This is a genomic window from Halomonas alkaliantarctica, assembly GCF_029854215.1.
In the GTDB taxonomy this organism is placed as follows: Bacteria; Pseudomonadota; Gammaproteobacteria; order Pseudomonadales; family Halomonadaceae; genus Vreelandella; species Vreelandella alkaliantarctica_A.
On record NZ_CP122961.1, the window covers coordinates 820,489 to 839,742 of the forward strand.

A 19,254-nucleotide genomic window follows, 5' to 3' on the forward strand; every position below is an offset into this window, starting at 1 on the left:
AATCACCCGCTATGCAATTAAGCGATGCAATTAAAATATACAATTAAACTATGGCAATTAAGAATTTTGTGATGGCGTTGGCCAGCGCAATTCAAAACACGAGCCACCTTCATCAGAGGGGTAGCATCTGGCCTCGCCACGGTGGGCTCTTGCAATTGCCGCGACTACCGCCAAGCCTAGGCCACTTCCTCGCTTGTTTCCTGGCATACCACTGTCAGCGTCCCGCGCATGGCGGAATGCCGTGAAAATATGAGCGGCATCTTCCTGCGGTATGCCTGGGCCAGCGTCGATAACACGCAAAACACACCACCCGTCATTCTGGCGCGTTTGGATGATGATTGATCCTGGCGATGCATGCTGGCGAGCGTTTTCCAGCAGCGCAAGCAATGCCTGACGAATACGGAAGGGGTCGCAGTACGCTGTGCCAGACTGCAGATCAAGGGTTGGATAATGATTTGATGCATTCAGAGTATGTCTACAAAATTCTACGACGGATTCAATTTCAGTCGAAAGATCACACTGCTTGATCTCAAGGTTCAGATGACCACTTTCAGCCAAGCTTACGGCGCGAAGGTCTTCAATCAGTTGTGCCATGCCGTCGATTTGGGTAAGCAGGCTTTGAAACTGGGGTTTTTCGGGTGGGAATACGCCTTCTGCCAAGCCTTGCAGGCGTCCGCGCAAAATAGTGACGGGCGTACGCAGCTCATGGGCAATAGCCGCATTCCAGAACGTCATTTCCTTGGACATTCGCTGTAATTGGTCTGCCAGGGCATTGAAGTCGTTTGCTAATACGGCGGCCTCGCCTAGCGAGCGATCACCGGTAGTAGCGCGTGCGTCCAGGTCGCCTTGGGCGACGCGACGCATGCTTTCTGTTACAGAGTTTAGGGGCACCAGAATGCGACGTGCCAAGTGAATGCCCACTATCACGGCGAACGCCAGCCCAACCAACGTAGTGCTAACGAGCCAAGCCCACTCTAGACCTGACGGGAACATGTTGGGTTCGTTAATCGATCCCTGCCAAAAATGGAAGGTAATGAAATAGAAAATATAAGAGGTCACCACGACTAGCAGTGTTATCCCAAACGCCATCGCTGCCATGGTTAGCGCGATTGTGCGGCTTAGCCCAATGAGCTTCATTCTGCCCCCCACAGCCGGTACCCAACGCCGCGTATGCCTACGGGCATACCTTTCACATTGACGTCTTCCAGTTTTTTACGCAGCTTGCTGATATGGCTGTCGACAGTACGCTCAAGCGCCTCCCCCTCGGGTAGGCAGGTGGCTAACAACTCTGCACGGGTGCACACTTTTTTGGGCGCGCGTGCAAGGTGCGTCAACAATCTGAATTCGGTGAGCGTCAACGCAAGGCTGTGCAAGTCTCCACTCACCTGGACGACGGCTTCATGTTGTTCCAGGTCGATCTCAAAGGGCGGTACCCGAAGGACATGGGATTGATGGCTAGCATCCGCCATGGTGCGTCTTAATACTGCCTGAATGCGTGCGACAACCTCGGCAGGATTAAACGGCTTAACGACATAATCGTCGGCACCAAAACGCAACCCCATCAGTTTATCGATATCCTGATCCATCGCGGTCAACATGATGACGGGCGTCTCACCACGGTGGCGAACTTCTGACAGCACCTGCCAACCATCCATTTTAGGCATCTTTACATCAAGTAAGACGAGATCGGGTTTCATCGACAAATGCATGTCTAATGCCTTGCGTCCATCTTCTGCGTGGAGGGTTCGGAGACCCGCTCGTTTCAGATAAGCCTGGAGAATATCTGCGATCTCAGGTTCGTCTTCGGCGATGAGAACCAGTGCTTGCAAGCCAGCAGAAGAGCTTGGTGACGGATGACTCATGGACATGAAAGCGCCTAATGAAACATTAATTGTGTTCTCCATCATATCTACACATACCGTCGACAGGAATACCACGCTACAGCGATATAGTCCCCTTCAATTTTAAGAGTAGGCAACGGTTTGCCTATGTCTGCAAAAACTGTGTTTGCAGGACTATGCCTGAAGGGACGATGCATGAAGATCCGATATATTTACAACGGTTGCCTCTGTGCCTTGCTGCTAAGCGTGCTCACCGCTTGCGGGCCTGTTGAGCAAGAAGCCGTCGCTCCGCCTCCTGCCCGAGTGTCTGTGGTAACCATGGAGCCCGTTAAATTGGAGCTGACCGACGACCTGCCCGCCCGGGTCGTGCCTTTTCAAGTGGCGGAAATTCATCCGCAGGTGAGCGGGATTGTCCAACGCCGCCTTTTCGAACAAGGAACCGACGTGAGTGCGGGGCAGCCACTATTCGACATCAACCCAGCGCCGTTTCGCGCGGAGGTGGAAACGGCAGAAGCGGCGTTGCAGAAGGCCGAAGCCGAGCTTGCGCATGCCCGTTCGCAGTCGGCTCGGTTGGAGTCGCTGGTCAGGGGGCAGTCGGTAAGCCGCCAAGCGTATGACGACGCGGTCTCCAACAGTCAGCAAGCCGCCGCTGAGGTGGCCCAAGCGCGTGCCACGCTGTCGCGCCGCCGCCTTGACTTGGAATTCTCCACGGTGGCGTCGCCTATTGCTGGCCGAATTGATCAGGCGTTGGTAACGGAAGGGGCGCTTGTCAGCAGTAGCGATAGCACGCCCATGGCCCGTGTTCAGCAGATCGATCAGGTCTATGTCGATGTTCGACGCTCGGCTTCCGCGCTTGAATCGCTTCAAGACGCAATAGCGGCACAACCCTCCCTCGATAGCGGCTTACCGGTCACGATCCTCGGCAGCAACGGCACACCCTACGATGTCACCGGCCACCTTCTTTTTTCGGGCATCAATGTGGACGTCAGCACGGGTGATCTGTTGTTGCGAGTACTCGTGGACAACCCCAATCGACGCCTGCTGCCCGGGATGTTTGTGCGTGCCCGCGTGCCCTATGCCCGCTATGACAAGGCATTGACGGTGCCGCAACAGTCCGTGGTGCGCATTGGTGGTAAGCCTTATGTTTGGGTTGTTGACGCTCAGGAACAGGTGACTATGGTGGCGGTGCAGTTGGGCGAAGTCGTGGAGGGCAGCTATCGAGTGCAGGCAGGATTAACACAGGGGCAGAAGGTAGTCGTCGAGGGTATCGAGCGCTTGGCTGATGGTGCCGCCGTTAGCGCGACTGATTGGCATAGGTCATCGCCTCTTGAAGCTTCAGTGGCTTCTTCTTACTAAGCGTCAGGAGTTTCAGCAATGCCTCAGTTCTTTATCCATCGCCCTGTCTTCGCATGGGTGGTCGCGCTCTTTATCATCCTGCTGGGCGTGATCGCTATTCCGCAGTTGCCGGTAGCGCATTATCCCTCAGTGGCACCGCCTTCGGTGACCATCACCGCTACGTATCCCGGCGCCACACCGCAAACCATGAACGATGCCGTGCTCAGTCTCATCGAACGAGAGCTGTCCAGCGTCAAGAACCTGCTCTACTTCGAGTCGTCCGCCGATGCGTCGGGCTCGGCCTCTGTCACCGCCACCTTCAAGCCGGGGACAAACCCTGAACTGGCCCAAGTGGATGTGCAGAATAGGCTTAAGGCCGTCGAACCCCGGTTACCCCAGGCGGTTCGTCAGGATGGGCTGAGCGTAGAGTCAGCGTCCTCCAGTTTTCTGATGATCGTGGGTCTGAATTCTGAGGATGGGCGCTTTGATGAGATCGCCCTGAACGATTATATGGCGCGCAATATCGTCGAGGAGCTACGCCGCATTGACGGTGTCGGTCGTGTGCAGTTGTTCGGTGCTGAGCAGGCCATGCGGATCTGGATAGACCCTGAAAAGCTGATCGCTTTCGGCTTGTCGGTGAATGATCTTTCAACCGCGATCGCGGAGCAGAATGCACCGATTGTGCCGGGTAGCATCGGCGCGTCTCCGTCCTTGCCAGGCCAAAAGGTCTCCTCGCTATTGACCGCACAAGGGCAGTTGAGCACACCGGAAGAGTTTGCCGCTATCGTACTTCGCGCTGATGTCGACGGCTCCAGCGTGGTGTTGGGTGACGTGGCGCGGGTTGAATTGGGTGCCCAATCCTACGGTTTCTCCAACCGTGAAGATGGTCAGCCCGCGACAGCAGCGGCAATACAGTTGGCCCCCGGCGCCAATGCTGTCCGCACGGCGGAGAGTGTGCAGGCGCGTTTGGCTGAGTTAAACCAGGCACTACCTGCGGGCATGAGTTCCTCGATCCCTTTTAATACGGCCCCGTTCGTTAAGGTGTCTATCGAGAAAGTCATCCATACGCTTATTGAAGCGATGGTGCTGGTCTTCCTGGTGATGTTGCTGTTTTTACAGAATATTCGTTACACGCTGATTCCCGCACTGGTCGCGCCGATTGCGTTGCTGGGCACCTTCACGGTGATGCTGCTGGCAGGTTTCTCAGTCAACGTGCTGACGATGTTCGGCATGGTGTTGGCGATTGGCATCATCGTCGACGACGCTATCGTGGTGGTCGAGAACGTTGAGCGGATCATGGCCAAAGAGGGATTGTCGCCAAAGGATGCCACCATCAAGGCGATGAAGGAAATCACGGGCGCGGTGGTGGGCATTACCCTGGTTTTAACGGTGGTGTTTATCCCTATGGCCTTCGCGGGGGGCTCGGTCGGTGTGATCTACCAGCAATTCGCGCTGGCGATGGTGGTCTCGATTCTGTTCTCGGCGTTTCTGGCGTTGACGCTGACACCGGCGCTATGCGCCACCCTTCTCAAACCCATTAACCCGGGTCACCACGACAAAGGCGGCTTCTTCGGCGGGTTCAACCGGGCGCTTAAACGGATGACCGTCCGTTACGAATCGCGTGTGGGGAAGCTGGTCGCTCGCAGCGGTCGGTTCATGCTGGTGTTTGTGGTCATCGCAGGCGTGTTGGTGTTCGCTTTCCGCCAGTTGCCTTCGGCTTTTCTGCCGGAGGAGGATCAAGGCTATTTCATGACCAGTATTCAGCTACCCGCCAATGCGACCACCGAGCGTACCTTGGATGTCGTCAAAGCTTATGAGTCGTACGTCATGGCGCGCCCTGCAGTGAACGGCAATATGTCTATTTTGGGCTTTGGATTCTCGGGGTCCGGCGCGAATACGGCACTGACGTTCACCACGCTAAAGGAGTGGGGGCAGCGCGACGGCGCCACGGCGGCGAGTGAAGCGGAAGGGGCTCAGGAAGCCATGAGCCAACTGAACGAGGGGACGGTGATGAGTATGTTGCCGCCGGCCATTGATGAGTTGGGCACTAAGTCCGGCTTTACGATGTTCTTGCAGGATCGGCGCAACCAGGGGGCGGATGCTCTCCAGGCCGCCGAGGCGACGCTGCTAGAACTGGCGACGCAGAGCAAGGTAGTCAGCGACGTCTATTCCGACGGCCTTCCTGCCGGGGCGAGCATTCGTCTTGATATTGATCGCCAAAAGGCCGAAGCGCTCGGGGTGTCGTTTGCCAACATTAGCGATATCCTGTCGACCGCGATGGGGTCGTCCTACATCAACGATTTCCCGAATGAGGGACGGATGCAGCAAGTGATTATGCAAGCGGATGCGTCGGCGCGTATGCAGGTTGACGACGTGCTCAAGCTCCACGTGCGTAATAGCCGTGGAGGCATGGTGTCGCTGTCAGAGGTGGTTACCCCGGTATGGGACGAAACACCGCTACAAATGGTGCGCTACCTGGGCTATCCCGCCACCAGCATTTCCGGCAGTGCGGCGAACGGGGCTTCCACGGGTGACGCGATGGCTGAAATGGAGCGTCTGGCGCAGCAGCTTCCACCTGGCTTCGCCGTGGCCTGGACGGGGCAGTCCCTGCAGGAGCGCCAGTCCGCTTCCCAGGCCCCCATGCTGGTTGGGCTATCCATCCTGGCGGTGTTTCTGGTGTTAGCCGCGCTCTACGAGAGCTGGACCATTCCGCTGTCGGTTATCCTGGTTGTCCCGTTGGGATTGCTGGGTGCGGTGGCTGCCATGTTGCTGCGTGACCTGCCTAACGATGTGTTCTTCAAAGTCGGTATGGTCACCGTGATCGGCTTGTCGGCGAAAAACGCGATCCTGATCGTAGAGTTTGCCAAACAACTGCGTGAGCAAGGTAAGGGGCTGAGGGAAGCCGCAGTGGAAGCCGCCAGCCTGCGACTGCGCCCGATTCTTATGACCTCACTCGCTTTCGGTTTGGGGGTGGTGCCGTTGATGGTCGCGTTTGGCGCCAGCGCCAACACCCAGCATGCGATAGGCACGGGGGTGTTCGGTGGCATGGTGAGCGGAACGCTGCTGGTGATTCTCTTCGTTCCGGTGTTCTTCGTTTTCGTGATGAGCCTTCAGGAGCGGGTGAATAGCTGGCGAGCCCGCAACGACAAGGCACTTTAATGCCATGGGTCTAATGCTTTCTGCTATCCCGCCGCGTTGGCTGGTGCTGTTTGCCGTCATGCTGGCATTCCTGCCTGTTGTCATCGACATGACAATTCTGCACGTCGCGGTATCGGTACTGACGCCAGCGCTGGGTGCCACGGGGACTTAGGTGCTGTGGATCATCGATATTTATCCGTTGCTGATGGCGGGCCTGCTGGTGCCGATGGGCACGCTGGCTGACCGAGTCGGCACCCGTCGTGTGCTGCTAACGGGGCTCTTCGTGTTCGGGGTGGCGTCACTCCTGGCGGCATTCTCGACGACACCCGCCATGTTGATTGGGGCTCGAGTCCTGCTCGCCATTGGCGGATCGATGATCATGCCCTGTGTTCTCGGCGTCATCCGCAAAACCTTTGAAGACGAGCGAGAGCGTGCGATGGCGCTTGGCTTATGGGGCTGGCGATCGCGGCAGTTGCTTTAGCCTATCTGGCACATACTGATTTTCACGCACCTGACGGGACAGTGCCAACCGCTTTGGCCGTGCTGGGGCTTACATTGAGCATCGGTCTGACGGCTTCTTCAATTGCCATTATGGGGGCAGTGGACGCCAGTAAAGGAGAGCTGCAGGCTCTTTGGAAGCTACCGGCTACGAATTGGGCAGTGGGCTTGGCATCGCCCTGTTCGGGGTTTTCATGGCCAGCGTATACGCCAACACCATCGAGCTGCCGTCATCTTTGACGCCAGCCCTCGGTTCGCAGGCTGCGCGTTCGATCAGCGACAGCATCGTTGTGGCACAAGGGCTGGCAACCCACCAGGCGGATGCTCTTATCAGAGCCGCGAAGGCAGCGTTCTCCACCACGCACTCGATTCTGTTAACAACTGCTGCGACTCTCATCGCGTTGCTGTCGGTGGTGGTATTTCTGATGCTGGGTCGTCACCCAGGCAAGGCAGGGACGAATGCGTGATGGTGGTCGGACTGTGGCACCCCCCGGCAGACTGTGATTGCATTGAGCTCGCAAGTACTTTCCATAGATGTTCAGCGGCAGGAGAGAACCTTTTTCCTTGGCTGCGGATAAGATGGCAGGTAGCGGTATGTGATAAAGGATGTTCGACTGGGATCGCCGCGATATCCCCACGCTCGACCAACGGACGGGCCGATTGCTGCGTCATGAAGGCAATCCCTAGCCCGGCTATTACGAGCGCAATAGCCGTTGAAAAATGATTGCATTGGTAAGCGGGCAGGGGGGCTAGGTGATGGCTACTGAACATTTCATTGATGTACTGTTGAATGCCGAACTGTTCTGCCATAAAGATCAATCGTTGGGGGGCTAGGGTTTCAAGCGTAATGGTTTCAAGGCTTGCCAAATCATGATGTGGCGGCACTATGGCGCAAATCGGGCCGCGGTTAAAACTACGAACCATGACCGGAGGGTCGCCTATTGGACCAAAGCTGATTGCCATGTCCACTTTGCCCCGCAGCATCATGTTGATTGTTTCACTCATGTTGCCAGAGTGAATATCCACAAACACATCAGGGTAATCTGCGCTGAACTGCTGGAGAGGCCCTTCCACAAATTCACTGATCATACCCTGCCCGACCCGAAGGCTGACGCTGCCTCGACGCAGGTGGCGCATGTCCTGCAGTGTCTCGGCTAACTGATGCCGCCGATACAGCATTTCTCGGTGGTGCTCGATCAGTAGCTTTCCCGCCTGGGTCACTGCGACGTTCCTGCCCTGTTTTTCGAGCAAGGGAATTTGTAGGTGGCGCTCAAGCAGTGCTATTTGACGGCTGATGGCCGAAGGGTTGACGCCGATTGACTCGGCAGCCGCTCTAATCCCCCCTTGGAGAGCAACCTCGTAAAGGTAAGCCAGTCGATGTTCGGTAATACCCTGGTCTATGCGTTGTTGCACCATTCTCTCTATCCTTCACCGGCTTCTTAACCGTTGCTTTGAGCGCAACGATTCGGCTGCGCGCTTCTTATTCTTTCCTTGTTACGCCCCTCACATACTGACCGTGCGCTTAATAGCACAACGCTGTTTTGGGTTGCTGCTGTTTAGAGGCTGTCATTCTTACTTGAGAGGCTATATGAATACCCTTCACGCTTATCTGCAAGAGCATCAGCGTTCTATTCTCGATGATATTGAAGCGTTAGTACGTGCTGAATCGCCATCCCATGATAAAGCCGCGGTAGACGCCTGTGGTCAATTGTTGCGCCAGTTATTTCAAGAACGGCTCCAATGTCAGGCGGAAACGTTCCCACAAACTGAAAAGGGCGATCATCTTGGCTTCACGCTAGGAGAAGGAAATCGTCAAATTCTTATTTTGGGGCATTTCGATACGGTTTGGGATATCGGTCGGCTCGCTATCCGCCGTGAGACGGACAAGTTTTACGGTCCCGGTATTCTGGATATGAAAGCCGGTATTGTTCAAGCCATTTGGGCTGTCAAAGCACTCGTTGAACTTGATGCGCTTCCCAATGCACGCATTCGTTTTCTATGTACCAGTGACGAGGAGTTAGGTAGCCCTTCGTCGCGACAACGAATTGAGACGGAGTCGATGGCTAGCGATGTGGTGCTGGTGGTTGAACCTGCCACGGCGAATGGCAGCGCTTTGAAAACGGCACGTAAAGGCTCGGGACGCTTTTATATGCATATATCGGGTAAAGCCGCTCATGCGGGCAATAACCCTGAAGAAGGGGTGAGCGCGATTGAGGAGTTGTCCCACCAGATTCAGTACTTACATAGCCTGGCCGACCCCCGCCTTGGAACCACAGTGAATGTCGGGATGGTTAGCGGCGGTGGCCCGCTTAATGTCGTGCCGGAGAAAGCCGAGTTAGGTATTGATGTTCGGGTTACGACGCTGGAAGAAGCCGAGCGACTCTACAATGCCATTTATCAAAGTACCCCCTTTCATCCCAGCGTAACGCTAACTGTTAGCGGTGACATGACGCGCCCGCCGATGGAGCGTACACATGCTACGGCTCGTCTGTTTGAGCTTGCCCAACACGCGGCCAGTGCACTCGGCATTGAACTTACGGAAGCCGCGGTAGGCGGAGGAAGCGACGGCAATTTCGCTGCAGCCAAAGGTATTCCCACCCTGGATGGGCTGGGTGCAACTGGCGCTGCCCCCCACGCGGAGTATGAGCACATTGAAATAGCCTCAATTGTACCGCGTGCGGCAATCCTGGCGGCGTTAATACGGCAGGTGTGATACGCCATTCAGTTGTTTTTCAGTGTGTTAAATAAATAACTATATGAATAAATATTCAGGAAATATCAACGTGAAAACTAGATCAATACAAAGAATGGCCATGCCCGATGCCTTTGTGATTCTGTTTGGGTTATTACTAGTGGCTTGGCTATTAAGTTTCTTTATCCCCTCGGGCCAGTTTGAGCGAACCACCGAGGGGCGGCCGACGGTTATTCCTGGCAGTTTTCATCTTGTGGAGTCTAGCGGCCTTAATTTTTTCGACATTTTCCTTTCGATTCAGAACGGTTTTATCAGCTCTGCAAACCTAATCGCCTTGGTGCTGGTAATGGGCGGCGCGATTACCGTGGTGGAGTCTACTGGTGCGATTAATGCCGGTATTAAAAGCCTGGTTGATAAAGCCCGTGGGCGTAAATATCTGCTCGCGATTGTGGTGTCTTTTGTATTTGGTGTGGTATCAGCCATTGGTGTTGGATCGAATGCCGTTATTGCCTTTATTCCGCTGGGTATCGTATTGGCTCGAGCGCTCCAATTAGATGCGATCGCGGGGATCGCTATTGTCTATCTTGGCTATTTTTCGGGATCAGCGGCGGCTGTTTTCGATCCTATTACGCTGGGGATTGCTCAATCCATAGCAGGACTGCCGCTATTTTCAGGCGCGCCGCTTAGGGTAGCGCTATTTTTCGTGCTATTGGCCGTGACGATTGCGTATGTGTGTCGTTATATCAAACGCATTAGTAACGATCCGACCCGCAGTTTGATGGGAGGCCAGCCCTTTAGCACGGAAGCCGTTGGATCAGATGATGAAAACTTAACGTTTACGCGTCGACACTTGGTCGTTTTAAGCTTCTTTGTTGCCTGCTTGGCGGTGTTTATTTATGGCTCTCTACGATTGGGGTGGGGCGTGAATGAGCTTTCAGCCATCTTTATGATCAATGGTATAGGCAGCGCAGCACTCGCTCGTTTCTCGCCTAATGAGTTTGTGCAGATGTTCATGAAAGGGGCCCAAGGTATGCTTTATGGAGCCTTTATTATTGGCATCGCCAAAGGTATTACGGTGTTAATGGCCGAGGGGATGATCCTCGATACGGTAGTGAATTCAATCTTTGTGCCCTTGAGTACGTTACCTTCCATGTTGGGTGCGCTTGCTGTCTTTGTGTTCAACCTCTTTTTCAACTTTCTGGTGCCTTCCGGTAGTGGCCAGGCCGCGGTAGTGATGCCTATTCTGACGCCGCTTGCCGATATGCTTGATATTACTCGGCAAACAGCGGTGATTGCCTTCAAACTTGGCGACGGGATTACCAATATTATTACCCCGACATCGGGTGTGTTGATGTCTGTGCTCGCCGTAGGCGGCGTGCCGTGGAGTAACTGGGTACGCTTCGCCTTTCCGCTGGTATGCCTCTGGACACTCGTGGGAACAGCCTTCGTGGTTATCGCCGTACTGATTAATTATGGGCCGTTCTAATCAGACGCAGGAATACGCTCTGTCAGTATTGCAATACATTGGAAATAAACAGCCAAGCCACTCAAGTTGAGTGGCTTGGCCCCCAGCCAATGATATTTATAAAATATCGAATGACATTTACATAGTATTTTAACCTCACATTAGGGCGCTGGTAGCTTCCTGAAGGAGTTAACTTAGGAGCTAGCAATATGATTTTAGAAATTTCTGTTCCAGAAATTAAAACAAGGCAAGAATTTTTTAACTAATCTTAAAAATAAGCACTGCGACGTAGCGCTTATTTTTAGTGTTACTGAATCGCCCCGGTCAGCATACTCCCGTATGCACCCAGGCGCCCATGTCGAGGTGCAGGCTGGTTCCAATCACGTTCTAGCCGAAGAAGGTCAGTGTTCTGGTGAGAAATTTGGCCTTTCCAAACTTCCAGCGATTTCGCTGAAGCTGCTTCGCTCTTCGTATGCTTCGCCCGCTGCTTAGGATCAATGCGAGCTTCTGAAACATGAAGCGATCAGGCTGGTCACTCCCGGCTGAATAAGGCTACGTCAAATAAAAGGCTTTCTCGGAGAACTCCCATAAGGAGCGCCATTTACTGTCTGCCAAGGAGTAGTCTGGCTTATCAAAGTCGTGTGCCGGTGGCACGGCAATAGTCTTGATTCCTGCCGCCTTGGCTGCCCTAACTCCTGATGAAGAGTCTTCAAAAGCAATGCAATGCTCCGGATGAACTCCTAGCTTTTGCAACGTAGAGAGATAGACAGAGGGGTCAGGCTTGCCGCGCTCCACATGTTCTGATGACGAAATTCCATGGAAATACTGGGCAATATCGAGCTTTTTCAGAACAGTATTGATCAATCGGTAGGGTGAGTTCGTCGATAAACCGATCCTGCAGTTTCTACTGTAAAAGTAGCTCACTATCTGCTGGGCACCTGGCATGGGCTCGCCATGTTTTCTTATCAATTCGTCTACGCAGTCAATGACATCGTTTTCGACATCGTTGATGGATCTGTGCCTCCACGGAAAACGCCGATACCAGAATTCGGTAACCTCCCGGGTCGTCATTGCAGCGGTTTCTCTGCACAATGAGTCTGATAATTCAACGCCTACGGATGTAAACACCATTTTCTCTGCTTTCGCCCAGAAAGGCTCGGAATCGATCAAAAGACCGTCCATATCAAAAATCACAGCCGTTGAGGTCATTTTATCCAGCTCCTATGATGGAAAGCGGGTCAACCTGCGTGACCTCCTGTAATCCAAGAAACTACCGAGACGGGCACTGCACCTTCAATCATGCCATATCCGAAAATAGTGAGGGGACGGACGGCCGCATTTGGAAGAGGACTTATGGCAACAGCGCCCTTTATCGTTCCGGTTGTGGATGGTATCGCAAAGCTACTAGGTGATAGCTTTTTACCGCTTCGGATCGCTTGGGCAAGATACGCCATAGCAATGCTAATCGCTATTAGCATTGCTCCCATTATATTGCTGCATGCTTTTCATCTTCTACGAGCTTACCCCCATAGCCCTGCCAGTGAACCGCCTACCGGGGCGTTCTCTGGTAAAACCACCGCAGCCACCCGCGATTGCGCGGCCGCTAGCTGTGCGGGGTCGCCGCGCTCTATCTCTGGTTCTTGGCCAGGTGGGTAGGCGCCGACCATGCAGAAATCGTTGTCTGCTTGGACGCTGGCATGCCCAACCCCTGCGGGTAGCACCAGCACATCGCCTGCGTAAAGCATCAGCTCCTGGCCGTTAGGGCCACCCAGCCGTGCCCTGGCTTGCCCGCGGAAGATGCCCAGTGCTTCATGGGCAGTGGAGTGAAAGTGGTCAAAGTCATATAGGTGGTAGCGCCATGCAGGGGGCCAGCCGTGGCGTTTGAACATGGCTTCAAATGCTTCGGCCCGTTTTTCTGCTTCGCTGATGTCGAGAACTTGGCGGTAAATCATCACCGGCAGTGGTGAGTTGGGAAAGCCGTTCGTTTCATCGCTGTCAAAATAGAGCGTTTCAGGCTGTGGGATCTGCACAATGATCTCCTACGGCTGAGCTGAGCGGTGGATTTTGCGAACACTAGAGTGAGCCTAGCAGCGCTTTTTTCATATTTCAGCCTTTGCCCGGTTTTGCGTGCCGGATGGCTACATTGCCGTATCACAGGGCTAGCATGCTGGGTATCCCGCGATACGGTGCCATTTGAGGCTGCCAACGTGAAGGTAATTAACCCTTGGAAAGCTCATCGTTCCCTAGGAGAATAACAGTGATATGGTCACGCTTTTTAGAAGTGCCGTGCTGATCGCAGGTCTGGGTAATTTTCAGCCGATATAAACGTTAAAGGCGCCTAATTAAATAGCCCGAAGACGTTTTGAGTTATGTTTTTATCAAGCTGTTCACGTGAGCTATTGTCAAGCGAGTAACTTTTAAAAGTACGAACATAATAGAGATAGAAGGACGTATGGAAAAAATAGCAGCAGCCGATTCGGAAGCCCAGTCAGCCGACCTGGTCGCTCAAAATATTGAGCAACTGAAAACATTATTTCCTGAATTGGTCACCGAGGGTCCCGGTGGTGTATCCGTCAACGTCGACGTACTTAAGTCACTGGTGGGCGATGGCGCTATCACTGATGCCGATGAAAAATACGGGCTCAACTGGCATGGCAAGCGTAGTGCGCGTCAACTAGCCTTAACGCCTAGCCTGGGAACGCTGCGCCCCTTCAAGCAAAAAAGTCTCGATTGGGAAACTACCCGGAATTTGATGATCGAGGGTGACAATCTTGAAGTGCTCAAACAGCTGCAAAAGAGTTACGCCGGGAAAGTAAAGCTTATCTATATCGATCCTCCTTATAACACGGGAAAGGACTTCGTTTATCCGGATAACTTCCAGGATAATATTAAAAACTATCTTAAAATGACTGGCCAGATAGACGGCGGGGAGAAGATCAGCAGCAATTTTGAAACTAGCGGTCGGTTTCATACAGATTGGCTAAATATGATCTATCCACGACTGAAGTTAGCCCGTAACTTACTTTGCGAAGATGGCGTGATTTTTATGTCCATTGATGATGGCGAGGTGGCCAATCTTCGTAAAGTGAGTGACGAAATATTCGGTGAGGAAAATTTCATTGCCAACGTTGTATGGCAAAAAAAATACACACGTTCCAACGATGCCAAGTGGTTTTCAGACAATCATGACCATATTCTGGTCTACGGTAAAAATAAAAGCCTAGTGAAGTTTAACGGGCAAGAGCGCAATGCGGATCAGATTCGCGCCTATAAAAATCCCGATGACCACTTTAAGGGGCCTTGGAAGGCCACGCCGCTCCACGCCAAAAGCGGCACTAATACCAAACCTTACACCTTTAATAATGGAGTCGTATGGGCGCCCCCTAAAGGCACCTATCGGCGGTTCAATGATGCATCAATGCGGCAAATGGATGAATCCAATGAGATCTGGTTTGGTGAGAAGGGTGACCAGACGCCTCAAAAAAAATCATTCTTAAGTGAAGTAAAGCAAGGGGTTACTCCCGTTACATTGTGGCCCTACCAAGAAGTTGGCCACAATCATGAGGCCAATAGTGATCTTAAAGCCTTGGGCCTTGGCGGTATTTTTGATAACCCCAAACCGGTCAGGCTCGTGCAGCGAATGATTAATCTGGCAACAAGCCCTGATAAAGAGCACATCGTGCTAGATTTTTTCGCTGGCTCAGGCACAACGGCGCATGCCGTTCTCGACGCAAATGCTCAAGACCAAGGGAATAGGCGTTTCATTTGTGTTCAGCTCCCCGAACCTTTAGGCAATATTAATCACGATGAAGCGCTAAAGCTGGAAAATATCGCTGAAATAACCGCTGAGCGGATTCGTCGGTCGATTAGTCGGATCAGTGAAAATCAGCCGGAATATGCCGGCGATCTTGGTTTTCGTGTTCTCGGTTTGAGCACATCCAACGTACGCGCTTGGAATCCCCAGCCTGCCAATCTAGAGCAATCTCTTCTAGAGAACGTCAACCATCTGGTCGATGAGCGTAGTGAAGAAGATATTCTTTGCGAACTGTTATTAAAATTAGGACACGATATTTGTGTACCTATCGAGTCTCGCACTATTGCTGGCCATCACGTTTATTCAATTAGAGGTGGCACATTAATAGCTTGCTTCGCACGTTCGATTCCAACGTCCGATGTAGAAGCGTTGGCTTCGGGAATCGTTCAGTGGTACCAAGAGCACGCATCAGCTGCAGAAGTTACCTGTGTGTTTCTTGATGAGGCTTTTGCCGATGATGTTGCCAAGTTGAATATGTCAGCCATTCTGCAGCAGTCTGGCATTAAAAATTTGCGCAGCTTATAGGCGTTAATATGTTCATTACGCCTCTTCAGCAAGCATCATGCGCAGACAGGAGCTCTGTGAGCCGTGGACCTGATCCGAGTGATTGGATTGCACCCTCGCTACCCGCTGGTTGGCGCTTGTTGAGCTTTCACTTTTTCGTTGACTGGATGCAGTCGCCGCCACGCTTAGCCAATAGGGTGTGGATGACGCGTCAGGTGCGATTTGAGCACGAGAGCGAAATGGTTGAAGGGCCGAAAAGCGATCTCTTGAGGCTGTTTAATCAAAGTGAAGATTGGCGCTTTTTTGAGGATCTTGAAAGAGTTTGTTCGAACTATAGGCATGATTTATCAGCCATTTTACTTCCAGACATTCCCGTGTCTGTTATTACTGAGCAAACGCCCGTATGGGTAATAAGAAGAGCAGAAAATACCGGTTTAGGAATAGGGAAGTATTCAGTTAGCAATCTCAAAACGGCGATACAGAGGCATTCTGGCGGTCCTGTAAATGTGGGAAAGAAGGGCCTGACATTTGGAACAAGCGCCGTTGAGTGCTTTCTTTCTGGCTCCGATGCAGCATTTCCCGGCGACGCTGATGGGGTCGTGGTGGATGATCAGAATCAGGTTCGATTTATTATAGAGTTTAAGAAACATACGATTGGGGATGCATTAGATAACCATCTTATAAACCGGTATTACCCTAGCCGCGATGGTCGGAAATATAAGCGCCTTGAGGCGCTAAGGACACATTATGAATGTGTGAACCAATTCCCTACGCCGCTGGTTATGTTGTATTTTTCGACGAGAGAGCCAGTAATACGGCTGCAAGAAATAGGTCGGCTGAATGATGATTCCGTTGATATTCGCCATGACTCGGGAAATATAAATACTAATGGCATGCATCCCGACGCTATTTCCAAACAAGTCGTTCAATGGCTGGGCATACAGATATGAAACTGAATTTTGATCCGAATCTCGACTACCAGATGCAGGCCATTGAAGCCGTTTGTGATTTATTCCGTGGACAAGAAGTGTGCCGCACCGAATTCACGGTTTCGATGAAGCAGCCAGAACGCCAGTTGGCGCTGGGTATGGCAGAAACCGATTTAGGCCTTGGCAATCAACTAACGTTACTGGACGACCAGCTGTTAGAAAATCTGCGCGAGGTGCAATTGCGCAACGGCCTCGCGCCTTCCAGCATGCTGACCTCGGGCGACTTTACCGTCGAGATGGAGACGGGCACAGGTAAAACCTACGTCTACCTGCGCACAATTTTCGAGCTAAATAAGCGCTACGGCTTCACCAAATTTGTCATCGTGGTCCCTTCAATCGCCATTAAAGAAGGTGTTTATAAATCGCTGGAGATCACTAAAGAGCACTTTAATGGGATTTATGCCGGTACGCCGGTGGATTTCTTCTTATATGACGCTAAAAAATTGGGCCAGGTGCGTAACTTCGCGACCAGCTCCACCATACAGATAATGGTGGCCACGGTGGGGGCCATCAATAAGAAGGACATCAACAACCTCTATAAGCAAAGCGAGAAAACGGGCGGCGAGAAGCCCATTGATCTCATAAAGGCTGCCCAGCCCATCGTCATTGTGGACGAGCCTCAGAGCGTGGATGGTGGCCTAAAAGGCGCTGGTAGAATGGCGTTGGATGCCATGAATCCACTCTGCACGCTGCGCTATTCGGCTACCCATGTAGACAAGCACCATATGGTGTATCGCCTTGATGCGCTTGATGCTTATGAGCGCAAGCTGGTTAAGCAAATCGAAGTGGCGGCCGCCACGGTTGAAGATGCTCATAACAGAGCCTTTGTGCGACTGGTATCGGTGAGTAATAAGCGCGGCAACATCACTGCCAAGGTCGAGCTAAGTGTAAAAACCGCTACGGGGGTTAAGCGCCAAGAGGTGACGGTGAGTGACGGAGACGAACTACAGCCTCTTGCGAAGCGTGATATCTATGCTGACTTTCGCGTGGGTGAGATCAATACATCCAAGGGGGCAGAGTTTTTGGAGCTGCGTTACCCCGGCGGTGAAGAGTTCCTTCAATTGGGGCAGGCCCATGGTGACGTGGATCGGCTGGCCGTGCAGCGAGAGATGATACGTCGCACTATTCGCGAACATCTTGATAAGGAAAAGGTGCTGCGGCCGCAGGGGATTAAAGTCTTGTCCCTTTTCTTCATCGATTCGGTAGAGCTTTACCGCCAATATGATGCCGAGGGCAATCCTGTGAAAGGCGCCTATGCGCGTATTTTCGAGGAAGAGTATCGGCGAGCGGCTAAGCTACCCGCCTACCAAAGCCTCTTCAACGACGTGGACTGGGGGTACGCCGCTGAAGAAGCGCATGACGGTTACTTCTCCGTCGATAGAAAAGGGGGGTGGTTAGATACCGCGGAAAACAATGCCAGCGGCCGTGAGAATGCGGAGCGGGCATACAACCTAATTATGAAAGATAAAGAGAAGCTGCTTTCCTTCGCGACACCACTCAAGTTCATTTTCTCCCACTCAGCGCTTAAGGAAGGTTGGGACAGCCCCAACGTTTTCCAGATTTGTACCTTGCGGGAAATGGGCTCTGAGCGTGAGCGGCGTCAGTCTATTGGCAGGGGCTTAAGGCTGTGTGTGAACCAGGAGGGTGAGCGTGTTCATGGCTTCGACATTAACCGCCTCACCGTCATCGCCACGGAGTCTTATGAACAGTTTGCTGAAAACCTGCAAAGTGAAATTGAGGCCGAAACGGGCATCCGCTTCGGTGTGCTGGAGCAACACCAGTTCGCCGGTATTACCGTTACGTCTGCCGATGAAACTCTCTCCGCATTAGGCTTAGAGCAGTCTAAAAAGCTGTGGGAGTACTTAATGACGGCGGGGTACATCGACGCCAACGGCGTTGTACAGGAGTCACTGAAGCAGGTTTTGAAAAATGGCACTTTGGAATTGCCAGCAACGTTTAACACGGCGCATCGCGACCAGATTATCGAGGTGCTACGTAAGGTCTCTGGGCGGCTGGAAGTAAAAAATGCCGACGAGCGCAAGCCGGTGCCGCTGCGTAAAGACAAGGCGGGCAAAGCCGTTTATCTATCAGATGAGTTCAAGGCACTGTGGGACCGTATCAAGTACCAAACGACCTATCGGGTGCAGTTCGACAATGCCCAATTGCTGGATGACTGCATCGATGCTTTAAAGGCCGCTCCGGCCATTTCGAAAGCACGGCTACAGTGGCGCAAGGTTGATATTGCGATTGGAAAAGGCGGCGTACAGGCGACGGAAAAGGACGGCGCCAGTACGGTTGTGCTTAATGAATCTGACATTGAGCTGCCGGACTTATTGACCGAACTGCAGGACCGTACTCATCTAACGCGTCGGAGTATCGTCACTATTCTGACCAAAAGCGGTCGCCTGGATGATTTCAAGTGCAACCCCCAGCAATTTATTGAACAGGCTGGCGAAATTATCAATCGCTGCAAGCGCTTAGCGTTAGTCGATGGCATTAAATACCACAAATTAGGCGAGGAACACTTCTACGCCCAAGAGCTGTTCGCTAAGGATGAGCTGACCGGCTATCTACGCAACATGCTACTGGATACTCAACGGTCTATTCATGAGCACGTCATATTTGATTCGAACACCGAAAGGGACTTCGCCGACTCATTAGAGAAAAATGACGGCGTGGAGCTTTATACTAAGTTACCCAGCTGGTTTAAAGTGCCCACTCCATTGGGGTCATACAATCCTGATTGGGCGATTGTGTTCGACAAAGGAGGCGAGCAGCGGCTCTATTTTGTTGTGGAGACCAAGAACAGCCTTTTCGGTGATGACCGCCGAAGTAACGAAAACGCCAAAATAAAGTGTGGTATGGCGCACTTTTCAGCGTTAGAGGAAAGTGAAAACCCTGCCCGTTATCTCGTGGCTACATCGTTAGAGGATGTGCTTAAAACGACGTAGTAGTAGCGATTTCATCGCGGTGAAGTC

15 protein-coding genes are annotated in these 19,254 nt (G+C 52.6%); 10 read left to right on the forward strand and 5 right to left on the reverse strand.

Translation table 11 applies throughout. The features are described from left to right. Positions 1-57 precede the first annotated feature (57 nt). Positions 58-1,137, reverse strand: a complete 1,080-nt coding sequence (locus QEN58_RS03750) for an ATP-binding protein (protein ID WP_280105820.1) — start codon at positions 1,135-1,137, stop codon at positions 58-60. Next, on the reverse strand, positions 1,134-1,868 hold the full coding sequence (locus QEN58_RS03755; RefSeq protein WP_280105821.1) for a response regulator: 735 nt from the start codon (positions 1,866-1,868) through the stop codon (positions 1,134-1,136). The genes QEN58_RS03750 and QEN58_RS03755 overlap by 4 nt, the downstream gene beginning before the upstream one ends. A gap of 168 nt (positions 1,869-2,036) precedes the next feature. Between QEN58_RS03755 and QEN58_RS03760 the strand changes: the two genes are divergently transcribed. The 5 genes from QEN58_RS03760 to QEN58_RS03780 all read left to right on the forward strand — a co-directional run bounded on the left by QEN58_RS03760 (position 2,037) and on the right by QEN58_RS03780 (position 7,279). Then, positions 2,037-3,197 carry an efflux RND transporter periplasmic adaptor subunit gene (locus QEN58_RS03760; RefSeq protein ID WP_280105822.1) on the forward strand — a complete coding sequence of 387 codons (1,161 nt, stop codon included), beginning with the start codon at positions 2,037-2,039 and terminating at the stop codon, positions 3,195-3,197. 18 nt (positions 3,198-3,215) lie between these two features. Then, complete coding sequence (locus tag QEN58_RS03765; RefSeq protein WP_280105823.1) at positions 3,216-6,335, forward strand: multidrug efflux RND transporter permease subunit; 3,120 nt, start codon at positions 3,216-3,218, stop codon at positions 6,333-6,335. Positions 6,336-6,339: 4 nt separating this feature from the next. Next, on the forward strand, positions 6,340-6,486 hold the full coding sequence (locus QEN58_RS03770) for a hypothetical protein (protein WP_280105824.1): 147 nt from the start codon (positions 6,340-6,342) through the stop codon (positions 6,484-6,486). Continuing rightward, positions 6,487-6,795: an MFS transporter gene (locus tag QEN58_RS03775; RefSeq protein WP_280105825.1), complete on the forward strand. Its 309-nt coding sequence runs from the start codon at positions 6,487-6,489 to the stop codon at positions 6,793-6,795. A gap of 151 nt (positions 6,796-6,946) precedes the next feature. Next, positions 6,947-7,279, forward strand: coding sequence for a hypothetical protein (locus tag QEN58_RS03780; RefSeq protein WP_280105826.1), 333 nt, complete (start codon positions 6,947-6,949; stop codon positions 7,277-7,279). Here QEN58_RS03780 and QEN58_RS03785 read toward each other — a convergent pair. Beyond that, positions 7,206-8,228, reverse strand: coding sequence for a LysR family transcriptional regulator (locus QEN58_RS03785; RefSeq protein ID WP_280105827.1), 1,023 nt, complete (start codon positions 8,226-8,228; stop codon positions 7,206-7,208). The genes QEN58_RS03780 and QEN58_RS03785 overlap by 74 nt on opposite strands. Before the next feature lie 172 nt (positions 8,229-8,400). Here QEN58_RS03785 and QEN58_RS03790 point away from each other — a divergent pair, with 172 nt between their 5' ends. Beyond that, positions 8,401-9,525, forward strand: a complete 1,125-nt coding sequence (locus tag QEN58_RS03790; RefSeq protein WP_280105828.1) for a M20 family metallopeptidase — start codon at positions 8,401-8,403, stop codon at positions 9,523-9,525. A 100-nt stretch (positions 9,526-9,625) separates the two neighbouring features. Further along, positions 9,626-10,990 (forward strand): YfcC family protein, encoded by a 1,365-nt coding sequence (locus QEN58_RS03795; RefSeq protein WP_280105829.1) that lies wholly within the window; start codon positions 9,626-9,628, stop codon positions 10,988-10,990. 531 nt (positions 10,991-11,521) lie between these two features. On the opposite strand, the gene hxpB is transcribed toward QEN58_RS03795, so the two are convergent. Together hxpB and QEN58_RS03805 are read right to left on the reverse strand one after the other, a co-directional pair. After that, complete coding sequence (gene hxpB, locus QEN58_RS03800) at positions 11,522-12,178, reverse strand: hexitol phosphatase HxpB (RefSeq protein ID WP_280105830.1); 657 nt, start codon at positions 12,176-12,178, stop codon at positions 11,522-11,524. Positions 12,179-12,489: 311 nt separating this feature from the next. Continuing rightward, positions 12,490-12,999: a cupin gene (locus tag QEN58_RS03805; protein ID WP_280105831.1), complete on the reverse strand. Its 510-nt coding sequence runs from the start codon at positions 12,997-12,999 to the stop codon at positions 12,490-12,492. A 422-nt stretch (positions 13,000-13,421) separates the two neighbouring features. On the opposite strand from QEN58_RS03805, the gene QEN58_RS03810 reads away from it, so the two are divergent. Genes QEN58_RS03810 through QEN58_RS03820 form a run of 3 tightly spaced genes read left to right on the forward strand, consistent with a single transcriptional unit; the run spans position 13,422 to position 19,227 of the window. Beyond that, positions 13,422-15,308, forward strand: a complete 1,887-nt coding sequence (locus tag QEN58_RS03810) for a site-specific DNA-methyltransferase (protein WP_280105832.1) — start codon at positions 13,422-13,424, stop codon at positions 15,306-15,308. Positions 15,309-15,364: 56 nt separating this feature from the next. Beyond that, a complete protein-coding gene (locus tag QEN58_RS03815) occupies positions 15,365-16,237 on the forward strand; it encodes a hypothetical protein (protein WP_280105833.1) in 873 nt (290 codons plus the stop codon). Next, positions 16,234-19,227 carry a type III restriction-modification system endonuclease gene (locus QEN58_RS03820; RefSeq protein ID WP_280105834.1) on the forward strand — a complete coding sequence of 998 codons (2,994 nt, stop codon included), beginning with the start codon at positions 16,234-16,236 and terminating at the stop codon, positions 19,225-19,227. Before QEN58_RS03815 ends, QEN58_RS03820 begins: the two co-directional genes overlap by 4 nt. Positions 19,228-19,254: the final 27 nt, after the last annotated feature.